General features: G+C 73.9%; 19 protein-coding genes. 11 read left to right on the top strand and 8 right to left on the bottom strand.

Annotation, left to right across the window (positions count from 1 at the left end):
* Positions 1-24: 24 nt before the first annotated feature.
* Entirely contained in the window at positions 25-213 is a 189-nt protein-coding gene (locus J7I94_RS17770; protein ID WP_215168104.1) for a hypothetical protein, read from the bottom strand.
* A 120-nt stretch (positions 214-333) separates the two neighbouring features.
* Between J7I94_RS17770 and J7I94_RS17765 the strand changes: the two genes are divergently transcribed.
* The 3 genes from J7I94_RS17765 to J7I94_RS17755 are packed head-to-tail and all read left to right on the top strand — an operon-like array spanning position 334 to position 3,516.
* On the top strand, positions 334-1,683 hold the full coding sequence (locus J7I94_RS17765; RefSeq protein ID WP_215168090.1) for a tetratricopeptide repeat protein: 1,350 nt from the start codon (positions 334-336) through the stop codon (positions 1,681-1,683).
* Positions 1,684-1,726: 43 nt separating this feature from the next.
* On the top strand, positions 1,727-2,746 hold the full coding sequence (locus J7I94_RS17760; RefSeq protein WP_215168089.1) for a permease: 1,020 nt from the start codon (positions 1,727-1,729) through the stop codon (positions 2,744-2,746).
* On the top strand, positions 2,743-3,516 hold the full coding sequence (locus J7I94_RS17755) for a TIGR03943 family protein (protein ID WP_215168101.1): 774 nt from the start codon (positions 2,743-2,745) through the stop codon (positions 3,514-3,516). Before J7I94_RS17760 ends, J7I94_RS17755 begins: the two co-directional genes overlap by 4 nt.
* A 16-nt stretch (positions 3,517-3,532) precedes the next feature.
* Here the strand turns inward: J7I94_RS17755 and J7I94_RS17750 are convergent, their stop codons facing one another.
* On the bottom strand, positions 3,533-4,126 hold the full coding sequence (locus J7I94_RS17750; protein ID WP_215168088.1) for a helix-turn-helix domain-containing protein: 594 nt from the start codon (positions 4,124-4,126) through the stop codon (positions 3,533-3,535).
* 133 nt (positions 4,127-4,259) lie between these two features.
* Between J7I94_RS17750 and J7I94_RS17745 the strand changes: the two genes are divergently transcribed.
* The 4 genes from J7I94_RS17745 to J7I94_RS17730 all read left to right on the top strand — a co-directional run bounded on the left by J7I94_RS17745 (position 4,260) and on the right by J7I94_RS17730 (position 10,889).
* The gene (locus J7I94_RS17745; RefSeq protein WP_215168087.1) at positions 4,260-5,048 is read left to right on the top strand and encodes a GAF and ANTAR domain-containing protein; all 789 of its coding nucleotides are present in this window, start codon (positions 4,260-4,262) and stop codon (positions 5,046-5,048) included.
* 555 nt (positions 5,049-5,603) lie between these two features.
* On the top strand, positions 5,604-6,578 hold the full coding sequence (locus tag J7I94_RS17740) for a nucleoside hydrolase (protein WP_215168086.1): 975 nt from the start codon (positions 5,604-5,606) through the stop codon (positions 6,576-6,578).
* Positions 6,579-6,809: 231 nt separating this feature from the next.
* Positions 6,810-9,119, top strand: coding sequence for a tetratricopeptide repeat protein (locus tag J7I94_RS17735; RefSeq protein ID WP_215168085.1), 2,310 nt, complete (start codon positions 6,810-6,812; stop codon positions 9,117-9,119).
* Between the two features lie 99 nt (positions 9,120-9,218).
* The gene (locus J7I94_RS17730; RefSeq protein ID WP_215168084.1) at positions 9,219-10,889 is read left to right on the top strand and encodes an alpha-amylase family glycosyl hydrolase; all 1,671 of its coding nucleotides are present in this window, start codon (positions 9,219-9,221) and stop codon (positions 10,887-10,889) included.
* A 37-nt stretch (positions 10,890-10,926) separates the two neighbouring features.
* Here J7I94_RS17730 and J7I94_RS17725 read toward each other — a convergent pair whose 3' ends face one another.
* A complete protein-coding gene (locus tag J7I94_RS17725) occupies positions 10,927-11,088 on the bottom strand; it encodes an alpha/beta hydrolase (RefSeq protein WP_308114600.1) in 162 nt (53 codons plus the stop codon).
* Positions 11,089-11,256: 168 nt separating this feature from the next.
* The gene (locus J7I94_RS17720; protein ID WP_215168083.1) at positions 11,257-11,631 is read right to left on the bottom strand and encodes a DUF6479 family protein; all 375 of its coding nucleotides are present in this window, start codon (positions 11,629-11,631) and stop codon (positions 11,257-11,259) included.
* A 113-nt stretch (positions 11,632-11,744) separates the two neighbouring features.
* Between J7I94_RS17720 and J7I94_RS17715 the strand changes: the two genes are divergently transcribed.
* Positions 11,745-13,367, top strand: a complete 1,623-nt coding sequence (locus tag J7I94_RS17715; protein ID WP_251075301.1) for a right-handed parallel beta-helix repeat-containing protein — start codon at positions 11,745-11,747, stop codon at positions 13,365-13,367.
* A gap of 15 nt (positions 13,368-13,382) precedes the next feature.
* Here the strand turns inward: J7I94_RS17715 and J7I94_RS17710 are convergent, their stop codons facing one another.
* Positions 13,383-13,598 carry a twin-arginine translocase TatA/TatE family subunit gene (locus J7I94_RS17710; protein WP_215168082.1) on the bottom strand — a complete coding sequence of 72 codons (216 nt, stop codon included), beginning with the start codon at positions 13,596-13,598 and terminating at the stop codon, positions 13,383-13,385.
* 29 nt (positions 13,599-13,627) lie between these two features.
* Complete coding sequence (locus tag J7I94_RS17705) at positions 13,628-14,083, bottom strand: tellurite resistance TerB family protein (protein WP_215168081.1); 456 nt, start codon at positions 14,081-14,083, stop codon at positions 13,628-13,630.
* A gap of 248 nt (positions 14,084-14,331) precedes the next feature.
* On the opposite strand from J7I94_RS17705, the gene J7I94_RS17700 reads away from it, so the two are divergent.
* Positions 14,332-15,732, top strand: coding sequence for a hemolysin family protein (locus J7I94_RS17700; protein ID WP_308114599.1), 1,401 nt, complete (start codon positions 14,332-14,334; stop codon positions 15,730-15,732).
* Positions 15,729-16,754 carry a hemolysin family protein gene (locus J7I94_RS17695; RefSeq protein ID WP_215168080.1) on the top strand — a complete coding sequence of 342 codons (1,026 nt, stop codon included), beginning with the start codon at positions 15,729-15,731 and terminating at the stop codon, positions 16,752-16,754. Before J7I94_RS17700 ends, J7I94_RS17695 begins: the two co-directional genes overlap by 4 nt.
* A gap of 12 nt (positions 16,755-16,766) precedes the next feature.
* Here J7I94_RS17695 and J7I94_RS17690 read toward each other — a convergent pair whose 3' ends face one another.
* Both J7I94_RS17690 and J7I94_RS17685 read right to left on the bottom strand, forming a co-directional pair.
* Entirely contained in the window at positions 16,767-16,952 is a 186-nt protein-coding gene (locus J7I94_RS17690; RefSeq protein WP_215168079.1) for a DUF397 domain-containing protein, read from the bottom strand.
* A gap of 4 nt (positions 16,953-16,956) precedes the next feature.
* Entirely contained in the window at positions 16,957-17,808 is an 852-nt protein-coding gene (locus J7I94_RS17685; protein WP_215168078.1) for a helix-turn-helix transcriptional regulator, read from the bottom strand.
* A 155-nt stretch (positions 17,809-17,963) separates the two neighbouring features.
* Between J7I94_RS17685 and J7I94_RS17680 the strand changes: the two genes are divergently transcribed.
* Positions 17,964-18,395 carry an ATP-binding protein gene (locus tag J7I94_RS17680; RefSeq protein ID WP_215168077.1) on the top strand — a complete coding sequence of 144 codons (432 nt, stop codon included), beginning with the start codon at positions 17,964-17,966 and terminating at the stop codon, positions 18,393-18,395.
* Positions 18,396-18,528: the final 133 nt, after the last annotated feature.

Raw genomic sequence — 18,528 nt, 5'->3', positions numbered from 1 at the left:
CCAAACGACAGGCCCTAGGACACCTCAGGTGTGCGGCCCGTCGAGCCGCGGGGCGGCGGGGCGGGGCGTGTCCGGCGGGTCGTCCGCCGGGCCGCCCGTGTTCGCGGCCAGCAGCAGACAGGCCGTGGCGGCGACGGCGGCGGCGACGGCACGGACATAGCGCTCGGCGGTGCGTGGGCGTTCGAGCACGGCGACCTCGCAGCAGCGGTCCACGGGAACGGGAGTCGGACGAGAGGGGTACAGCGATGTACGGCGGTGTGTTAAACACGCTTAACTCTCGGTTTAACCTAGGGCCGGGGATGCCGAACGGCAAGGGGAACAGGGGGAGTTGCAGTGGAGGACCGGGACGATCCGGCGGTCATCGGCCGCCGGGTGCAGCGGCTGCGGACCGACCGCGGCCTGACCCAGCGGCAGCTGGCCGAACCGGCCTACACCCCCGCCTACGTCTCCACCCTGGAGGCCGGCCGCGTCCGCCCCTCCGACGAGGCGCTGCGGCACATCGCCGGACGGCTCGGCGTCACCTTCGAGGAACTGGTCACCGGCCGCCCGCCGCACCTCGCCACCGACCTGCGCCTCAGACTCACCGGCGCCCAGCGCACCCTGGCCACCGGCGCCACCGAGGCGGCGGCCGAGAACTACGCCGAACTGCTCACCGAGGCCGAGGCGCACGGGCTGACCGACATCGAGGCCGCCGCGCTGCTCGGGCTCGGGGAGTGCGCGGTGGAGCAGGGCGAGCTGACCCGCGGCCGGGAGTACTTCGAACGGGCCGAACGCCGCCTGACCGACACCGGCGCCCCGCTGCCCGCCCGGGTCCCGGCCCTGCGCGGCAGGGCGCTGGCCCACTACCTCGCCGGAGAGCTGCGCTACGCCGTCTACCTCCTCGAATCCACCCTCGACGAGCTGAACCGCGCCGGCCTGCACGACCCCGACGCCCTGCTCCTCCTCTACGCCAGCGCCATCGGCCCGTACATGGACATGGGCGCGCACGCCCGCGCCGCGCAGGCCGCCGAACTGGCCCTCGCGCTGGCCCCGCAGGCCGGCGACCCGGCGCTGGTCGCCCGGATGCACCGGTCCGTCGCCCGCACCCTGGTCGCCGAGGGCCGCCTCGCCGAGGCCGACGCCTCCCTGGCCAAGGCCGCCGAGCTCTACCGCACGCTCCAGCTCCGCACCGAGCTGGCCAACTGCCACTGGATGCGCGGGTACGTCTACGCGCAGAACGGCCGCCTCGAAGACGCCGAGGCCGAGCTGCGGCAGGCGCTGGACATGCTCTCCGCCCAGCGCGCCGCCCTCTACACCAGCCAGGCCGCCGTCGAACTGGCCGACGTACTGCGCCGGCGCGGCAAGTCCGAGGAGGCCGCGGCCCTGCTGCGCACCGTGCTGGACGACCTGACCTCCGAGCGCGGCGCCGTGCACGCGGCCGGCGCGCACCGGCTGCTCGGCATCATGGCCGAGGAGGCCCGGGACACCGAGGCCGCCGAGGAGCACTACGTGCGCGCGCTCAGCCTGCTGGAGCGGGCGGGCGCCGCCGGGGACCTGGCCGACCTGTGCCGGCTGCTGGGCGACCTGCTGCGCCGTACCGGCCGGACGGAGGCCGCCCTGGACGCGTACCGCACCGGCCTGGGCCACCGTACGGCCCCCGGGACGACCACCCTGGGCCCCGCGCCCGCACAGCCTCCTCTGTGAGACGTGCGAGCTGCCGCACAGGGGGTTCGGTTAGGTTGCGCGAATGGAAAACCGGTTCCGGGACGGGCGGACGGCGGCCGACGCCCTGCGGCTCGTGCTGCGCGCGCTGCTGTACGCCGTCGTCGGCGGGGCCGCGCTGATCGCGGTCGCCACCGTCGTCTCGGTGCTCGGCCCGGTCGTCGCCCTGGACCTGTACACCCCGGCGGTGGCGGCCTGGTGGACGGTGTTCACCGCCGTCGTCGTCCAGGGCGTGCCGTTCCTGCTGCTCGGCACGGTGGTGTCGGCGGCGATCGGCGCGTTCGTGCCCGACCGGGTCTTCAAGCGCCTGCTGCCGCGCAACCCGGCGCTCGCGGTGCCGGTCGCGGGCGCGGCGGGCGTGGTGCTGCCGGGGTGCGAGTGCGCGTCGGTGCCGGTGGCGGGCAGTCTGATGCGGCGCGGGGTCGCCCCGGCCGCGGCCCTCGCCTTCCTGCTCTCCGCGCCCGCGATCAACCCGGTCGTGCTGGTGGCGACGTCCATCGCCTTCCCCGGCCGGCCGTCGATGGTGCTCGCCCGGCTGCTGGCCTCCCTCGCGGCGGCGGTGGTGATGGGCTGGCTGTGGGCGCGCTTCGGCAAGGACGAGTGGCTGCGGCTGCCGAAGCGGCCGGAGGGGACCGGATCGTCGTACGGCCTCGGGGGTTTCCTGACCGGGCTGCGGCACGACTTCCTGCACGCGGGCGGCTTCCTGGTGGTGGGCGCCGGGGCGGCGGCCACCTTCAACATCGCGGTGCCCCGCTCCGTGCTGGACGTCTTCACCGGCTCGGCCTGGCTGTCGGTGCTGCTGCTCGCGGTGCTGGCCGTGGTGCTGTGCGTGTGCAGCGAGGCGGACGCGTTCGTGGCGGCGTCGCTGAGCGGGTTCTCGCCGACGGCCCGGCTGGCGTTCATGGTGGTCGGCCCGATGGTGGACCTGAAGCTGATCGCGCTCCAGACGGGCACCTTCGGGCGGGCGTTCGCGGTGCGGTTCGCGTCGGTGACGTGGGTGGTGGCGGTGGCGAGCAGTGTGCTGGTGGGGTGGTGGCTGCTGTGAGGCGGTACGGACCGGCGGTCCTGCTGGCGCTGACCGGCGCGGCGGTGCTGCGGATATCGCTCTTCTCGGAGCTGTACCTGCGGTACGTGCAGGAGGGGCTGCGGCCCTGCCTGATCCTGTCCGGGGCGGTACTGGTGCTGCTGGCGGCGGTGTCGGTGTGCGCGCGGCGCCCACGGCAGGAGGCGCCCGACGACGGCCACGGCCACGGCCACGATGACGACGGCCACGGCCACGATGACGACGGCCACGGCCACAGCCACGGCGCGGCCGGCCCCCGCGTCGCCTGGCTGCTCACCCTGCCCGCCCTCGCCCTCCTCCTCTTCCCGCCGCCCGCCCTCGGCACCTACAGCGCCGAACGCGAGGCCGCGCAGCGCGCCGCCCAGGGCGTCGGCACGTTCCCCGCGCTGCCGTCCGGGGACCCGGTGGAGCTGACCCTCGCCGAGTTCTCGTCCCGCGCGATCTACGACAGCGGGCGCTCCCTGAAGGGCCGTACCGTCCGCCTGACCGGCTTCGTCACCCGCGACGACGACGGCACCTGGTACGTCACCCGGCTCCTGGTCACCTGCTGCGCCGCCGACGCCACGACCAGCAAGGTCGAGGTCCGCGGCGACGCGGCGGCCGACGCGCCGGACGACGGCGCCTGGGTCACGGTCACCGGCACCTGGCACCCCGAGGGGACGCTCGGCTCGGAGGAGGCATGGCCGCCGGTCGTGGACGCGGAACAGGTGCGGCGGGTGGCGCAGCCGGCGAACCCGTACGAACGGCCGTAGCGGCGCTGCCCTCCCGTCAGGTGGTGCGGGCCCGGAGGTGGGCGCGCTCGCCCTGGGGGCCGAACAGGACGAGGAGTTCCACGGTCCGGTCGTCGTCGGGGCCGAGCCAGTGCGGGACGTGGGTGTCGAACTCGGCCGCCTCGCCCGCCCTGAGCACCAGGCGCCGGTCGCCCAGCAGCAGCCGGAGCCGGCCGGCGAGGACGTAGACCCATTCGAAGCCCTCGTGGGTCTTCAGGTCGGGTTCCGTGCCGGGCCGGGGCGGGATCAGCAGCTTGTGCGCCTGCGTGCCGCCGGGGCGGCTGAGCGGTACGTAGGTCATGCCGTCGCGGGTGACCGGCTTGAGGTGGATGCGGGGGTCGCCGACGGGCGGGGCGCCGACGAGTTCGTCGAGGGGGACGGCGTACACCTCGGCCAGCGGCAGCAGGATCTCCAGGGTCGGCTTGCGGGTGCCGCCCTCCAGGCGGGAGAGCGTGCTCGCGTTGACGCCGGTCTCCTCGGCGAGCCGGGCCAGTGTCAGGCCCCGCCGGCGCCGCAGCTCACGCAGCCGTGGCCCGACGGCGGCGAGCCGGTCCTGTTTGGCGGTGCCGGTGTCCCTGCCGGTGCTGCTCATGGCCGCCAGCATGCCGATATGGCAAGGGGTCTTGCAAGAACGGCGAGCGGGGCGAGCACGGTTTCGCCTGGTCGGCCACGGGTAGTCGGGCGCTGCCGAGGTGGCCTTCCGGGTCGGTGAAGGAGGCGGTGGCGTGTCGCCCAGCGACGATTCCCAGGGGCCCGCCGACCGGCCCGAGCGGCCCGAGCGGCCCGAGCGGCTTCGGCGAACGGACGCGGGCCGGGTCGCCGACCTGATCGCGGAGAGCGTCGGTGACGCCCCGCCCGGCGAGGTGCCGGCCCGGCTGTGCGAGGTCGTGGTCCGGCTGCTGCCGTTGTCCGGGGCCAGCGCGTCGCTGCGCAGCGACGGTGTACCGGTGCCGCTGTGCGCCAGCGGTGAGCGGGCCGGCCGGGTGGCGGAGATCCAGGCCACCCTGGGTGACGGGCCCTGCGTCCACGCGGCGGAGACCGGCGCCCCGGTGCTCGTACGCGACGTGACGGCCGATCCGGAGGCGGCCCGTTGGCCCGTCTACGCCCAGCAGGCGGCGGCGGCCGGGGTCCGCGCGGTGTACGCGCTGCCGCTGGGCAGCGACTCGGTGTGCCTCGGCACCCTCGACCTCTACCGGGACACCCCCGGCGGGCTCAGCGTCGAGGAACTGCGGACGGCGCGGCTGGTCGCGGGCGTGATGACCATGGCCCTGATGGCGCTGCCGCACGAGGAGGACGACGACGACCCTCCTGGCGGCCTTTCCTGGCTGAACGGCCTGGCCACCGGCCACGACCGGATCCACCAGGCGGTCGGCATGATCATGGCCCAGCTCGGCGTCGGCTCCGACGAGGCCCTGGCCCGCCTGCGCGGCGACGCGTTCGCCCGGGGCCGTACGGTCCAGGAGGCGGCCCAGGACGTGATCACCCACCGCCGGCGCCTGAACCCGGACGAGTAGGCCGCCCCGGCCCCCCGGTCTCCGGCCCCGCCCCCGGTCTCCGGTCCTGGCTCGGTCCCGCCCCCGGTCTCCGGTCCTGGCTCGGTCCCGCCCCCGGTCTCCGGTTTCGGCCGCCCCCGATTCCCCGGCCTCGCCACCGGTTTCCGGTCCTGGCTCGGTTCCGCCGCCGGGTCTCCGGCCTCGCCGCCGGTTTCCGGTCCGCCGCTGGCCCGGTCCTGCCGTTGGCTCCCGGTCCTGGCTCGGTTCCGCCGCCGGGTCTCCGGCCTCGCCGCCGGTTTCCGGTCCTGGCTCGGTTCCGCCGCCGGGTCTCCGGCCTCGCCGCCGGTTTCCGGTCCTGGCTCGGTTCCGCCGCCGGGTCTCCGGCCTCGCCGCCGGTTTCCGGTCCGCCGCTGGCCCGGTCCTGCCGTTGGCTCCCGGCCTTGGCCCGGTCCCGCCCCCGGTTCCCCGGCCCGGTCCCGCCCCCGGCCCCCGGTCCCGCCGTCGGCCCCCGTGCCCCCGCGTAAGGTCGGGCCCCGAAGTCCGCCACAGCCCCGTCGCGCCGAAGGAGCCCGCACCGTGCCGACCGACCCGCAGCGACCGACGCCCATCCCGGTGATCATCGACTGCGACACCGGGATCGACGACGCCCTCGCCCTGCTGCTGGCGGTCCGCCATCCGCGCCTCGACCTGCGCGCGGTGACCTGCGTGGCCGGCAACACGGACGTCGACGGCGTCGTACGCAACACCCTGACCGTCCTGGAACAGGCCGGCGCCCCCGGCATCCCCGTCGCCCGCGGCGCCGAGCGCCCGCTGATCGAGGCGGTGCGCACCGCCCGGCACGTCCACGGCCACGACGGCATGGGCGACCTGGGCCTGCCGGCCCCCACCCGCACCCCGGTCGACACGGACGCCGTCTCCCTCCTCCGCCGGGAGATCCTCGCCTCCCCCCGCCCGGTCACCCTGATCCCCACCGCGCCCGCCACCAACATCGCCCTGCTGCTGCGCACCCACCCCGAGGTCACCCGCAACATCGAGCGGATCGTCTTCATGGGCGGCGCGGTGGCCACCGGCAACGCGACGCCGGTCGCCGAGTTCAACGTCTGGCACGACCCCGAGGCGGCGGCGATCCTGCTCACCGCCGGCGTGCCGATCACCATGTACGGCCTGGACGTGTTCGAGCGGGTCGTCGTCCCCGGCGCGGACGTCCGCCGCCTGCGCGCGAGCACCGACCCCGGCACCCGCCTCGCCGGCGCCCTGCTCACCCACCGCGGCCCCGCCACCGACGAGGCGGACCCCGGCGGCGGCCTCGGCGACGCGGGCGCGGTCTGCGCGGTGATCGACCCGGCGGGCCTGACCACCCACCGCCTCCCGGTCGAGGTGGTCCTCTCCCCGGGCCCGGCCCGCGGCCAGACCCTGGTGGACCGCCGCGCCCGCCCCGGCGAGTCCGAACTCCACGGCGACGCGCGCGAGCAGCCGCTGGTCGACGTGGCCCTGGAGGTGGACGTGGAACGGTATGTGGCCCTGTATCTGGAGGCGGTCGAAGGCCCCTGAGGGGCCGCGCCCGGCGATCACCGCGTCGTCGGACCGGGCGGGCCCATTGGCTGCCGGTGCCGCCACGTCTATCGTGCCCCTGACGGCTCGTCCGGGCTCGGCCGCGGAGTGCGGCGGTGCCCGGGTGACCACCATCCACGGGGGTGACAGGTGAGACGGGGCCGGGTGAGACGGGGACGGGGAGCGGCGGGTGCCGTCCTGGGCGCTCTGCTGGCAGGGGTGCTCGCACCGGTGACGGAGCACCTGGGTGCCTCGCTCCTCGACTGGTCCGGGCAGCCGTGGGTCGCCTGGCCGCTGTTCGGACTGCTGTGCGTACTGGGCGGGGTGCTCGGTACGTTCGTCCCCCTCGCCCCGCTCGAACGCGGCGGCACCGGCCCGGACGCGTCCCCCGCGCTCACCGACCCGCCCACCGCGCCGGTCGCCGCGGGCACGGCCACATCGCTGCGACCGCCCCGTACCGACCGGCACCTGCGCGGACGCGAGACGGAGCGGGAGCGGCTGTCCGCTCTGCTGCGGGACCCGCGGGGGAGGTACGCGGTCGTGTGCGGGGCGGGCGGAGTGGGCAAGACGGCCCTGGCCGCCTCCGTGGCGGCGCGGGCGGAAGCCGACGGCTGGTCCGTCTTCTGGATCCGGTGGCGCGACCCCGACACGCTCGCCGACGACCTGGTGCGGGCCGCGATGGCCTGCGGCATGCCGCAGGAGAGCGTACGGGCCGCGCGTTCCGGGCACGACAGCCTGCCGGACGCCGTGTGGCGGTACCTGGCCGGTCGCCGCAAGTGGCTCGTGGTGGTCGACAACGCCGACGAGACGGCCCGTCTGGGCGGCGCCGACGAGCCCGTCGCCCACTACCGGGGCTGGATCCGGCCGGACGGACGCGGGCTGCTGCTGGTGACCAGCCGCGACACCAGCGGGGAGACATGGGGCCCGGCCGCGGACCTGCTCCGGCTCGGTCCTCTGGACACCGTCTCCGGGGGCCGGGTCCTGCTGGACGCCGCTCCGGGCGCGGGCAGCCGCGAGGAAGCCGAGGCCCTGGCCGCCCGGCTCGGCGGCCTGCCCCTGGCGCTCCAGGCCGCGAGCCGCTACCTGGGGGCCGCGACGAGCCGGCACCGTGACTTCACCGCCTATCGGGAGGCCCTGGACCGGGAGGCGGAGCTGCTCATCGGCGCGGACCCGCCGGGTGCCCGGGACCCGGCCGTGGCCCGCACGTTCCTGCGCCACACCTGGGAGCTCTCCCTCGACCAGCTCGACAGCGAGGGCCTGCCGCTGGCCCGCCCCCTGCTGCGCCAGCTGGCCCTCTACGGCCCCGCCGCCGTACCGCCCGTCCTTGTCACCGACCGGCTGATGACCACGGCCGTGGGCCGGCCGGTGAGCGCCGGCGAGGTCGACCGCGCGCTGTCCGGACTGGAGCGCTACGGGCTGCTCGGCACCGAGTCCGAGGTACCGGGCTCGGTCCTGCTCCATCCGCTGGTGCGCGAGATGAGCGCCCTCGCGCTGGGGACGGAGCCCCACGCGGACCCCGATCGCCGTACCCGCGCCCAGGTGGACGCCCTCACCACGGCGGTGGCGGAGCTGCCCGAGGGACTGCCCGGCTGGCCCACGGCGCGTCTGCTGGCGCCGCACGTGCCGTCACTGCTGTCGGTACCGGGGACGATCCCGCTGGTGGCGGCGGCAGCGACCATCGACCGGCTCGGGGACGTCCTCGGTGACTCGGGCGACTACGCCCTCCAACTGGTGCTGCGCCAGGCCGTGCTCGACCGGCGCGAGCAGGTGCTGGGGCCGGAACACCCCGACACGCTACTGTCGCGCAACCACGTCGCGAACAGCGTGCTCAGCCTCGGTCACCACACCCAGGCACTCGCCGCCCACCGGTCGGTGCTCGCGCTGCGCGACCGCGTGCTCGGGCCCGACCACCCCGACACCCTGGTGAGCCGGAACAACGTGGGTTTCGTCTGTGAGCTGCTGGGCGCCTACGAGGAGGCCGAGGCGCTGCACGAGCGCACCCTCGCCGACCGGCTCAGGGTGCTGGGCCCGGACCACCGGCACACCCTGGTCAGCAGACAGAACCTCGCGAACGCCATCGGCGGCCGGGGCGACCACCGGCTGGCCGTCACCCTGCACGAACAGCTCCTCGCCGACCGGCTCCGGCTCCTGGGCCCCGACCACCGGGACACACTCGCCAGCCGGAGCCATGTGGCCGAGGCGCTCAGCCGGTGCGGCGAGCACGCGCGCGCCCTGGCCCTGCACGAACGCGTACTGGCCGACCGCACCCGCGTCATGGGCCCCGACCACCCCTACACACTGCTCAGCGGCCACCACATCGCCCAGGCCCTGCACAACGCGGGCGACCATGCCGCGGCGGCGGACAGGTACGAGCACGTACTCGCGCAGCGGCACCGTGTCCTCGGTCCCGATCACCCCGACACCCGGGCCAGCAGGCAGGGACTGGCCGTGTGCCGGGCCGAACGGGCGGCACAGGGGCAGGACCGGTCGGCGCCGTCGCGTGGCACCGGCAGACGGGGGCGTGCCAGGACCCGCCAGTGAGCGCCGACGCCGCGGCACCCCGGGTACCCGGATGTTCACCTTTCCGGCGATGTGGACAGACCTACTCGTGTCGCCCGCACGCACCGCGAAGGGAACCGAGTGACCGTACGCACCGCATCCGGCACCCCCGACCTGTCGTCCCAGGACCCCAACTGGTGGCGGCAGGCCGTCATCTACCAGATCTATCCGCGCAGCTTCGCCGACGCCGACGGGGACGGCCTCGGTGACCTCAGGGGCATCACCCAGCGCCTCACCCATCTGGCCGCGCTCGGCGTGGACGCGCTGTGGCTGAGCCCCTTCTACCCGTCCGAGCTGGCCGACGGCGGCTACGACGTCGACGACTACCGGGACGTCGACCCCCGCCTGGGCACCCTGGACGACTTCGACGCGCTGACCGCCGAGGCGCACCGCCTCGGCCTGAAGGTCATCGTCGACCTCGTCCCCAACCACACCTCGCACCGCCACGCCTGGTTCCGCGAGGCGTTGGAGTCCGGGCCCGGCTCGGCCGCCCGCGACCGGTACGTCTTCCGCGACGGACGCGGCGAGCACGGCGAACTGCCGCCCACGGACTGGCAGTCCGTCTTCGGCGGCAGCGCCTGGCGGCGGGTGCCCGACGGGCAGTGGTACCTGCACCTCTTCGCTCCCCAGCAGCCCGACCTGAACTGGGAGAACGAGCAGGTCCGGGCCGACTTCCGCACCACCCTCAAGTTCTGGTCGGACCGGGGCGTCGACGGCTTCCGGGTCGATGTCGCCCACGCCCTCGCCAAGGACCTCACCGAACCGCTGCGCGACCTCGGCGCCCCCGAGCTGAGCGACGAGGCGGCGCTCGGCGAGTTCGAGCCCGGCACCCACCCCTTCTACGACCGGGACGACGTCCACGAGATCTACCGCGACTGGCGCAAGATCCTCGACGCCTACACCCCGCCCCGGATGGCGGTCGCCGAGGCGTGGGTGCCGGGCGCCCGGCGCGCGCTGTACGCCCGCCCGGACGAGCTGGGGCAGGCGTTCAACTTCGAATACCTGAAGGCCCCCTGGGACGCCGCCGAGCTGCGCGAGGTCATCGAGAGCTCGCTCGCCGACGCGGCCGCCGCCGGGGCCTCCGCCACCTGGGTGCTGGCCAACCACGACGTGGTCCGCCCCGTCTCCCGGCTGATGCTCCCGCCCGGCACCGACCCCGACGCCTGGCTGCTGTCCGGCGGCACCGCCCCCGCCCTCGACGAGGCGGCCGGCCTGCGCCGCGCCCGTGCCGCGAACCTGCTGATGCTGGCGCTGCCCGGCTCGGCGTACCTCTACCAGGGCGAGGAACTGGGCCTGCCCGAGGTCGCCGACCTGCCCACCGAGGTCCTCCAGGACCCGATCTGGGAGCAGACCGGGCACGTCCGCAAGGGCCGCGACGGATGCCGGGTGCCGCTGCCGTGGACGACGGACGGCCCGTCGTACGGCTTCGGCGCGGCCGGTGCCTGGCTGCCGCAGCCGCCGTCCTTCGCGACGTACGCCGTCCAGGCCCAGGACGGGGTCGAGGGCTCGACCCTGGAGCTGTACCGTACGGCCCTGCGCCTGCGCCGCAAGCTCCTCGACGGCGAGACCCTGACCTGGTCGGACGACGTCCCGCCGGGCGTCCTGCGCTTCGACCGCTCACCCGGCTGGCGCTGCGTCGCCAACCTCTCCGGCCGGGTGGTGGACCTCCCGGCGGGCGAGGTGCTGCTGAGCAGCGCGCCCCTGGTGGACGGCCGGCTGGGGCCGGACACGACGGTGTGGCTGGCGCTGTAGGGGCGGTCCGGCCGATCCTCACCGCCGGTCGCGAGGGTCAGGACGGTACGGCGGGGCCGTGTGTACCGCGCGGTGGTACGGCCAGGCCGGCGAGGTGGCCGTCCACGGCGTCCACCCCGCACGGGCCGCTGGTGACGCTGCCGTGCCCCTGGCCCTCGTAGGTGAGGAGCACACCGGCGCGGCCGGGCTGCCGGGCCACCGAGACCGCCCAGCCTCACCTTGCCGCCCGGGACATCGGTGGTGCCGTTGCTCGCCGGACTCCGTACCGCCCGGTCCACCTCTGCCGGCAGAAAACGCCAACAGTCGGCGCCGATTCGTCATCGCCCCGCTCATCAGAGCGGGGCGATGACAAGAGCGACGCTACTGCTCACAGACCGCGTGGCAGGCCGCCGCCGCCGAAGGAGCCCGTGGAGCCGGGCAGCCAGCGGCGCCGGTTCTGGTCCTTGCCCCGGCGGGTGCTCGCGGGGTGGAGTTCGTACGGCATGAGCCGCGCGCCTCCGTCGGCCATCACGGGCACGTCGTCCGGTTCCCGCATCTCCCGTTCCTCGTGCACCGGACCGGTGAGCGGAAGCCTGGGCTGTTCGTCGGGGCGCGGGTGGCTGGTGTCCCGGTCCATGACGCGCATGCCGACGCGTACGGCCCAGATCAGCGCGCCGGCGATCACCAGCCCGCCGAGGAAGGCCGCGGTCATGTTGAGCGTGTGCTGCGTGGCGGCCAGCAGTTCATACGTTGCCGTACTCATGGTGTGATTATCGCCCCATAGGGGGTCAAAAGCGATAGAAAGTCGGGATTGTGTGCCGGGGTTGGGAAGGGCGGAGCGCTGGTACCCGGGCGGCGGTGGAAGGAGAGACCCTCATGAGTGTCCTGACTGTGCCGCTCACGGCCGACGCCCGCGCGTACGGCCTCGTCGGAGACGGCTCGGCCGACGACGGGCCGGCGTTGCGGCAGCTCGTGGACACGCTCGGTGACGCCGTCGCCGCCGACGGACGGCCGCGCACCGTGTACGTCCCCGCCGGGCGGTACGTCGTCCAGGACCGGGCGGTGGTGTGGCGCAGCGGTGTCTCGCTGGTGGGGGCGGGGCGCGGGGCCACCTGTTTCGTGCTGCGCAATCCCGGGGCGCCGACGACGCCGGTGCCGCTGGCCTGGTTCACCGCCGCCCAGCACGGCGCCGGTCCCGGCAACCACCTCGCCGACCTCACCTTCGCCCACTTCGAGATCGACGGGTCGGGGGTGCGCACGGAGGAGTACGAGGTGCTCGCCAAGGGGCTCGGGCTCCAGTACGTGCGGCGGGCGCGCTTCAGCGACCTGTACATCCACGACACCGCCGCCACCGGATTCGGCTGCGACTTCCTCCAGGACACCGTCGTCGAGGGGCTCCTCGTCGAGCGGTGCGGGCGGCAGGACCCGGGGGAGGGGATGGGCGGCGCCGGGATCGGGATCGGCATCGGGGGGTGGGGGCCGGTCGAGCGGCTCGCCGTGACCGACTGCACCGCCACCGGCAACGGCACCAACGGGATCTTCTTCGAACTCCAGCAGGACCACTGGACCCCGCCCCGCGGCATCCGCGTCACCGCCTGCCACACCGAGGACAACCGCTACGGCATCTCCGACTGGGGCGCCGACGGGCTGCTGGTCACCGGGTGCGTGATGGTCGGCAACCACGTCGCCGGGTTCGACGTGTCCGCGCAGGGGACGACGAGCGTCGGCGGGCGGGGCGGCATCGTCACCGGGTGTGTCGTCGACGGCAACGTCCAGGACGGTGTCGCGCTGGGCAACACCCCGGGGCCGTACGCGTTCCGCTCCAACCGGATCAGCGGCAACGGGCGGTACGGGTACTGGCAGCACAACCTGGCCGGCGGCGACCAGGAGCCCGCCACCGACATCGTGCTGGAGTCGAACGAGATCCGCGGCAACGGCCTGGACGGCGTCCGCGTCGACGCCGCGCTGCGCGAACCGGCCTTCCTCGGCAACCGCGTCCGCGACAACGGCCGCCGGGCCGCCCCGGCGGCGTCCGGAGCCGGCGCGGGCGTGCGGTACGGGCCGCTGTCCCTGACCGACGACGGCGCCGACTGGCCGCCGGACGGCCACCTGGGGAAGCGGGTCACGGTGGGGAGCACCGCCGCCCTCGTCACGGGCAACACCGCGACGGAGCTGACCCTCGCCCCCGCCCGGCCGGGCGCGCCCACCGCCTGGCCCGACGGCACCCCCGCCGACGGCTCCGCCTACGAGCTTCCCGAAGCCCCCGCTCCCCGGGCCGGCCTCACCGTCGCCGCGCCCGTCGCCCATCCCTGCGTACACGGCAACCGCGTCCGCGACGACGGACACCCGCGCACCCAGACGCACGCCCTGTGGATCACCGAGGACGCGGTCTGGGCGGGCGGCCGGGTCTGTGGCAACGACTTCGGCGGCAACGGCTCCTCGGCCACCCGGTTCGACGCGGCCCCGGCCGGGGGGCGGTGGCGGGACAACGACGGGTAAGGGGGCGCTCCTTCGTCAGCCCCCGCCGTTCCCCGGCGCGTCCTTGCGGATCGCCTCGCCCCGGATCACCTTCGGTTCACCCGGCGGCCCGCTCTCCTTCATCGCCCGCGCCTCGGCCTTGAGGATGCGCGCGGACTTGCCCGCCGAGCGGGTCAGTTCCGGCAGCTTCTTCACGCCCACGACGACGGCGACGACGATGAGGATGATCGCCAGTTCGCTCAGTCCGAACACTGCGCCCCCTGTTTCCTGGGTCCGGCCGGTCAGAGATCGAACTCGTGCGGCGGCAGGTCGAGGGCGTAGCACGCCTCCCGCACCACCGCCTGCTCGTCCTTGTCGAAGTCCCCGTCGGCGCCGCCGATGACGATGCCGATCTGGACCACCGCGCGGGCCTCGGCGGGCTTCTTCTTCGCCTTGGCGATCTCCTGCAACACGCTGACCTTGCCGAACGCGAAGTCGGCCGTCAACTTGTCCAGGTTCTGCTCGAAGCGTCGGCGCAGGTCGTCGGCGGGGAAGTTCTGGAGCACGTCGTTGGTGGCGATGAGCTGGGCCACCCGCTGCCGCTCGGCCGGGTCGACGGTACTGTCGGCCGCCGCGACCAAGGCGCACATGGCCATGCTCGCGTCGCGGAAGGCGCCGCTCTTCAGGTCGTTCTTCTTCGCCACGAGCTGGGTCTGCATCTGCGACGCCGACTCCTTGAGGCGGTCCCACAGGGCCATGAGCACTCCATTCCTCTACAGTGATGTAGAAGCTACCAGGGAATGCCGGGGAACAAGCGGGCCCACCGGACCGTTCTCTACAGTCGAGTAGAGCCTCGCCAGGCTTTGCCCGTCCTTTACCATGGGTCACGACCATCCCCCCAATACCTGTAAAAGGAGCCCCGTTCCGTAATGGAACCTCCCAGTACCGGCCGTAGCCATACTCCCGGTGACAGCACCGCGGACCTCATGGGAGCGGGGGTGGCGCGGTGACCGAGGTCCTGCTGCTCCTGCTGGCCGTTCTCCTCACCCTGCTCTGCGCCGTCTTCGTCGCGGCCGAGTTCTCCCTCACCACCGTCGAGCGCGGTGACCTGGAGCGCGCCGCCGAGAACGGCGAGCGCGGCGCCGACGGCGCCCTGAAGGCCGTACGCCGCCTGACCCTCCAGCTCTCCGGCGCCCAGCTCGGCATCACCGTCACCTCCCTGGTCATCGGCATGCTCGCCGAGCCGTCGCTCGCCGCGCTGCTGCGCGGCCCGCTGGAGGCGATCGGCCTGGGCGGCGCAGCGTCCACCGTGGCGACCGTGCTCGGCGTGGCCGTCTCCACGGTCGTGCTGATGGTCGTCGGCGAGCTGGTCCCCAAGAACTGGGCGATCTCCCGGCCGCTGGCCGTGGCCAAGGTGGTGGCCACGCCGCAGCGCGGCTTCACGGCCGCCTTCGGCCCGTTCATCAGCCACCTGAACAACACCGCGAACCGCTTCGTACGCCGCTTCGGCCTGGAGCCCGCCGAGGAGCTGGCCTCCGCCCGCAGCCCCGAGGAACTGGTCGCCCTGGCCCGGCACTCGGCCGCGGAGGGCGCCCTGGAGGCCGACTCGGCCGAGCTGTTCGTGCGCACCCTGCACCTGAGCGAGCTGACCGCGGAGAACGTGATGACGCCCCGCGTGGACGTCAAGGCCCTGGAGGCGCACGCCACCGCCGCGGACGCCGCCAACCTGTCCCACGCCACCGGCCTGTCCCGCTTCCCGGTCTACCGCGACAGCCTGGACGAGGTCATCGGCACCGTCCACATCCGTGACGTACTGGCCCTGGAGCCGGAGCAGCGGGCGGCCACCCCGGTCACCGACCTGGCCACCGCCCCGCTCCAGGTCCCCGACAGCCTGCCCGCCGACCGGCTGCTGGAGCGCATGCGCGCCGCCCGCACCATGGCCGTCGTCATCGACGAGTACGGCGGCACGGCGGGCGTGGCCACGGTGGAGGACATCGTCGAGGAGGTCGTCGGCGAGGTCCGCGACGAGCACGACCCCGTCGAGGCCCCCGACCTCCAGCCCGCCGGCGAGGGCGCGTGGGAGGCGGACGGCTCGGTCCGCATCGACCAGCTCGCCACGATCGGCCTGACCGCGCCGGAGGGTCCCTACGAGACCCTGGCCGGACTGGTCGCCACGCATCTCACGCGCATCCCCGCCAAGGGCGACGCCGTGGAGCTGGACGGCTGGCGGCTGGACGTCCTCGGCGTCGACCACCACCGCGCCGACCGGCTGCGCATCACCGCGCCGCCGGCCGTACCCGCGCAGGAACAGCGCCAGGAGCGGCGCCAGGAACAGCGCCAGGATCAGCGGCAAGAGCAGCGGCAGGACCGCCAGGACCGCCAGGACCGTACGGAGGCCGTCCGATGACCGTCGTCCAGCTGCTCATCGGCGCCCTGACGCTGGTGACCAACGCGTTCTTCGTGGGCGGCGAGTTCGCCCTGATCTCCGTGCGGCGCAGCCAGATCGAGCCGCGTGCCCAGGAGGGCGACAAGCGGGCCCGGATGACGCTGTGGGGCCTGGAGCACATCTCCGCGCTGCTGGCCACGGCCCAGCTCGGCATCACCGTCTCCTCGCTGGTGCTGGGCGCGGTCGCCGAACCGGCCATCGCGCACCTGCTGGAGCCCGCCTTCGAGGCGGTGCACGTCCCGCACGCGCTGGTCCACCCCATCGCCTTCGCGATCGCCCTGACGCTCGCCACGTACGCGCACATGCTGATCGGCGAGATGATCCCGAAGAACATCGCGCTGGCCGCCCCGGCCGCCACCGCGATGGTCCTCGGCCCGCCGCTGGTCGCCCTCACCCGGGCGCTCAAGCCGGTGATCTTCGGCATCAACGCCTTCGCCAACACCCTGCTGAAGCTGCTCAAGGTCGAGCCGAAGGACGAGGTCGAGGCCGTCTTCACCGACGACCAGCTGGCCCGCATGGTGGACGACGCCAGCGAGGCCGGGCTGCTCGCCCCGGCCGACGGCGAACGGCTGCGCGACGCGCTGGAACTGGGCACCCGCCCGGTCGGCGAGATCCTCGTCCCGCCGCAGCAGATGCGTACCGTCACCCACACCGTCACCCCGGCCGAGCTGGAGCGGCTGGCCGCCGAGGCGGGCTACTCCCGCTTCCCGGTCAGCGGCCCCAGCGGCACGCTGCTCGGCTACCTCCACATCAAGGACACCCTGGGCCTGACCGACCGCGACCGCCCGTTCCCGCGCACGGCACTGCACCCGGTCACCCGCGTCCGCATCGACACCCCGCTGGACGACACCCTCACCGCCCTGCGCGCCACCGGCAGCCACCTGGCGGCGGTGACGGGGGAGACGGGCACGGTCCTCGGCTTCGTGACGATGGAGGACGTGCTGACGGAACTGGTGGGCCCGGCGGCGGAGCCGGTGGGGTGACCGGCGGGCGGTTCAGTTCTTCTTCAACGCGTCGATGAAGGCGGCGAACGCGGGGCCCGGGAAGGTGAGAACGCCTCGGTCGGGGACCTTCGAGTCACGGACGGATATGCGGGCGGGGCGGCGGGCGACTTCCACGCAGGCGTCGCCCTGACCGCCTCCGGAGTAGGACGACTTCTGCCAGACATCAGGGACCGTCATGCCCTCACAGCTCCTTCGCCAGCCTGCGGATGAACTCACGCGAGCGCTCGGGGTCGAGCGACATGGCCTCAACTCTACGAAACAGTGTTCGGTACCGGTGGAGTTGAGCCTCGGCGTCGAAGTAGACCGGGCCGTTGGGTCCGTCGCGGACCACGGTGTCCAGCTCGGGCACCGCTCCGCCCGCGTAGACCATGGCGCTGCCGGCCCCGCGGAAGCCGTCCAGATCGAACGGGATCACCCGCACGGTCACGTGATCGGCCTCCGACAGCTCCAGGACGCGGGCCAGCTGGAGCTGTGCCGCTCGTCGGTCACCGACCCGGATGCGCAGCGCCCCTTCGTGGATCACGGCCTTGTACGGGGTCGGACGAGACCGCTCGATGATGACCCTGCGCCTCATCCGGTGCTCCACCCAGCGCTCCACCTCGCTCTCCGGGAATTCCGGGTTCACGAAGGAGAACAGAGCTCGGGCGTAGTCCTCGGTCTGCAGAAGACCGGGGACGTGCAGGAACTCCACGTCCCACCGGTAGCGGGCGTGGTGCTCAAGCTCGGACAGGTCCAGAAACTGCGTGGGCAAGTCGCCTCGGTACTCGTCCCACCAGCCGCGCGTCCTGTCCGTCGCCATGGCGACCAGGGCGGAGACCAACTGCTCGTCGGCGCAGGAGTAGTGGCCGGCGAGGCGGCGGACGCGGGCCTCACTGACTCCTGAGATCGCGGACTCGATCTGACTCATCTGCACCGAGCTGACGCCGAGCAGTCTCGCCGCCTCAGTCGCCTTCAGCCCTGCCGCCTCGCGCATCTTCCGCAGTTCGAGGCCCAGGCGCACCTGACGCGCGGTCGGCTCTTGACGACGTCCCATGTGCTCTCCTCGCGCCAACGGCCAAGCCGAGGTGACTCGTTCGAGGGCAAGATTACGGCAACAGCTTGCTCGGACCTAAATTTAGGTCCTACCGTCGGTGACGTGATGAGCACCCTGTGCTTTCGATCCGCCTCTTCACCGACGGAGGAACCCGCATGTCCGAAACCGAACCCGGCTCCCCGTGCGAACCCTGGGAGTACTCCCTCCACATCCCGCACGATCCGCGTGCCGTCACCGTCTGCCGCCGCACTCTCCGGCTGATCCTCACGATGCACGGACTGATCGGCCTCGTCGACACGGCGGAGCTGCTCGCGGCGGAGCTGGTCTCCAATGCCGTACGGCACACCGAGGGGCCGGCGGCGCTGAGGGTCGGCTGGTCGGGGAGCGGAGTCCTCCGGATCGGCGCGTGGGACGCGGACCCGTCGCCGCCGGAGCCGTCGGACCCCTTCGACCTGACCCTGTACGCGGAGGACGGGAGGGGACTGGCGCTGGTGCGGGCGTGTGCCGACGGGTGGGGCTGGCAGCCGCTGGTCGGGGAGGGTGGTCGGGGGAAGTACGTCTGGTGCGAGCTGGGACGTACGGCCTGAGTCACACCTCCCCCGAAAAACGGATGACACTTCGGCCCGAAGTGTCATCCGTTTTTCGGAGACGGTTTCAGCGCCGCGCGCGGTCGCCGGTCCGGCTGAAACCAGGCGGAAGCCCTTCTGAACCGGCGCGCCC

This window comes from Streptomyces sp. ISL-12 (assembly GCF_018614415.1).
Classification (GTDB): Bacteria; Actinomycetota; Actinomycetes; order Streptomycetales; family Streptomycetaceae; genus Streptomyces.
Note: the sequence above shows the minus strand (reverse complement) of the source record. Positions and strands in the feature narration are given on the sequence as shown.

Coding starts and splice junctions, on each gene's coding strand:
- J7I94_RS17685 (WP_215168078.1), bottom strand. CDS start 17,808: ATGGGACGTCGTCAAGAGCCGACCGCGCGTCAGGTGCGCCTGGGCCTC.
- J7I94_RS17705 (WP_215168081.1), bottom strand. CDS start 14,083: ATGGCCCTGTGGGACCGCCTCAAGGAGTCGGCGTCGCAGATGCAGACC.
- J7I94_RS17695 (WP_215168080.1), top strand. CDS start 15,729: ATGACCGTCGTCCAGCTGCTCATCGGCGCCCTGACGCTGGTGACCAAC.
- J7I94_RS17690 (WP_215168079.1), bottom strand. CDS start 16,952: ATGACGGTCCCTGATGTCTGGCAGAAGTCGTCCTACTCCGGAGGCGGT.
- J7I94_RS17760 (WP_215168089.1), top strand. CDS start 1,727: ATGGAAAACCGGTTCCGGGACGGGCGGACGGCGGCCGACGCCCTGCGG.
- J7I94_RS17680 (WP_215168077.1), top strand. CDS start 17,964: ATGTCCGAAACCGAACCCGGCTCCCCGTGCGAACCCTGGGAGTACTCC.
- J7I94_RS17720 (WP_215168083.1), bottom strand. CDS start 11,631: ATGAGTACGGCAACGTATGAACTGCTGGCCGCCACGCAGCACACGCTC.
- J7I94_RS17750 (WP_215168088.1), bottom strand. CDS start 4,126: ATGAGCAGCACCGGCAGGGACACCGGCACCGCCAAACAGGACCGGCTC.
- J7I94_RS17715 (WP_251075301.1), top strand. CDS start 11,745: ATGAGTGTCCTGACTGTGCCGCTCACGGCCGACGCCCGCGCGTACGGC.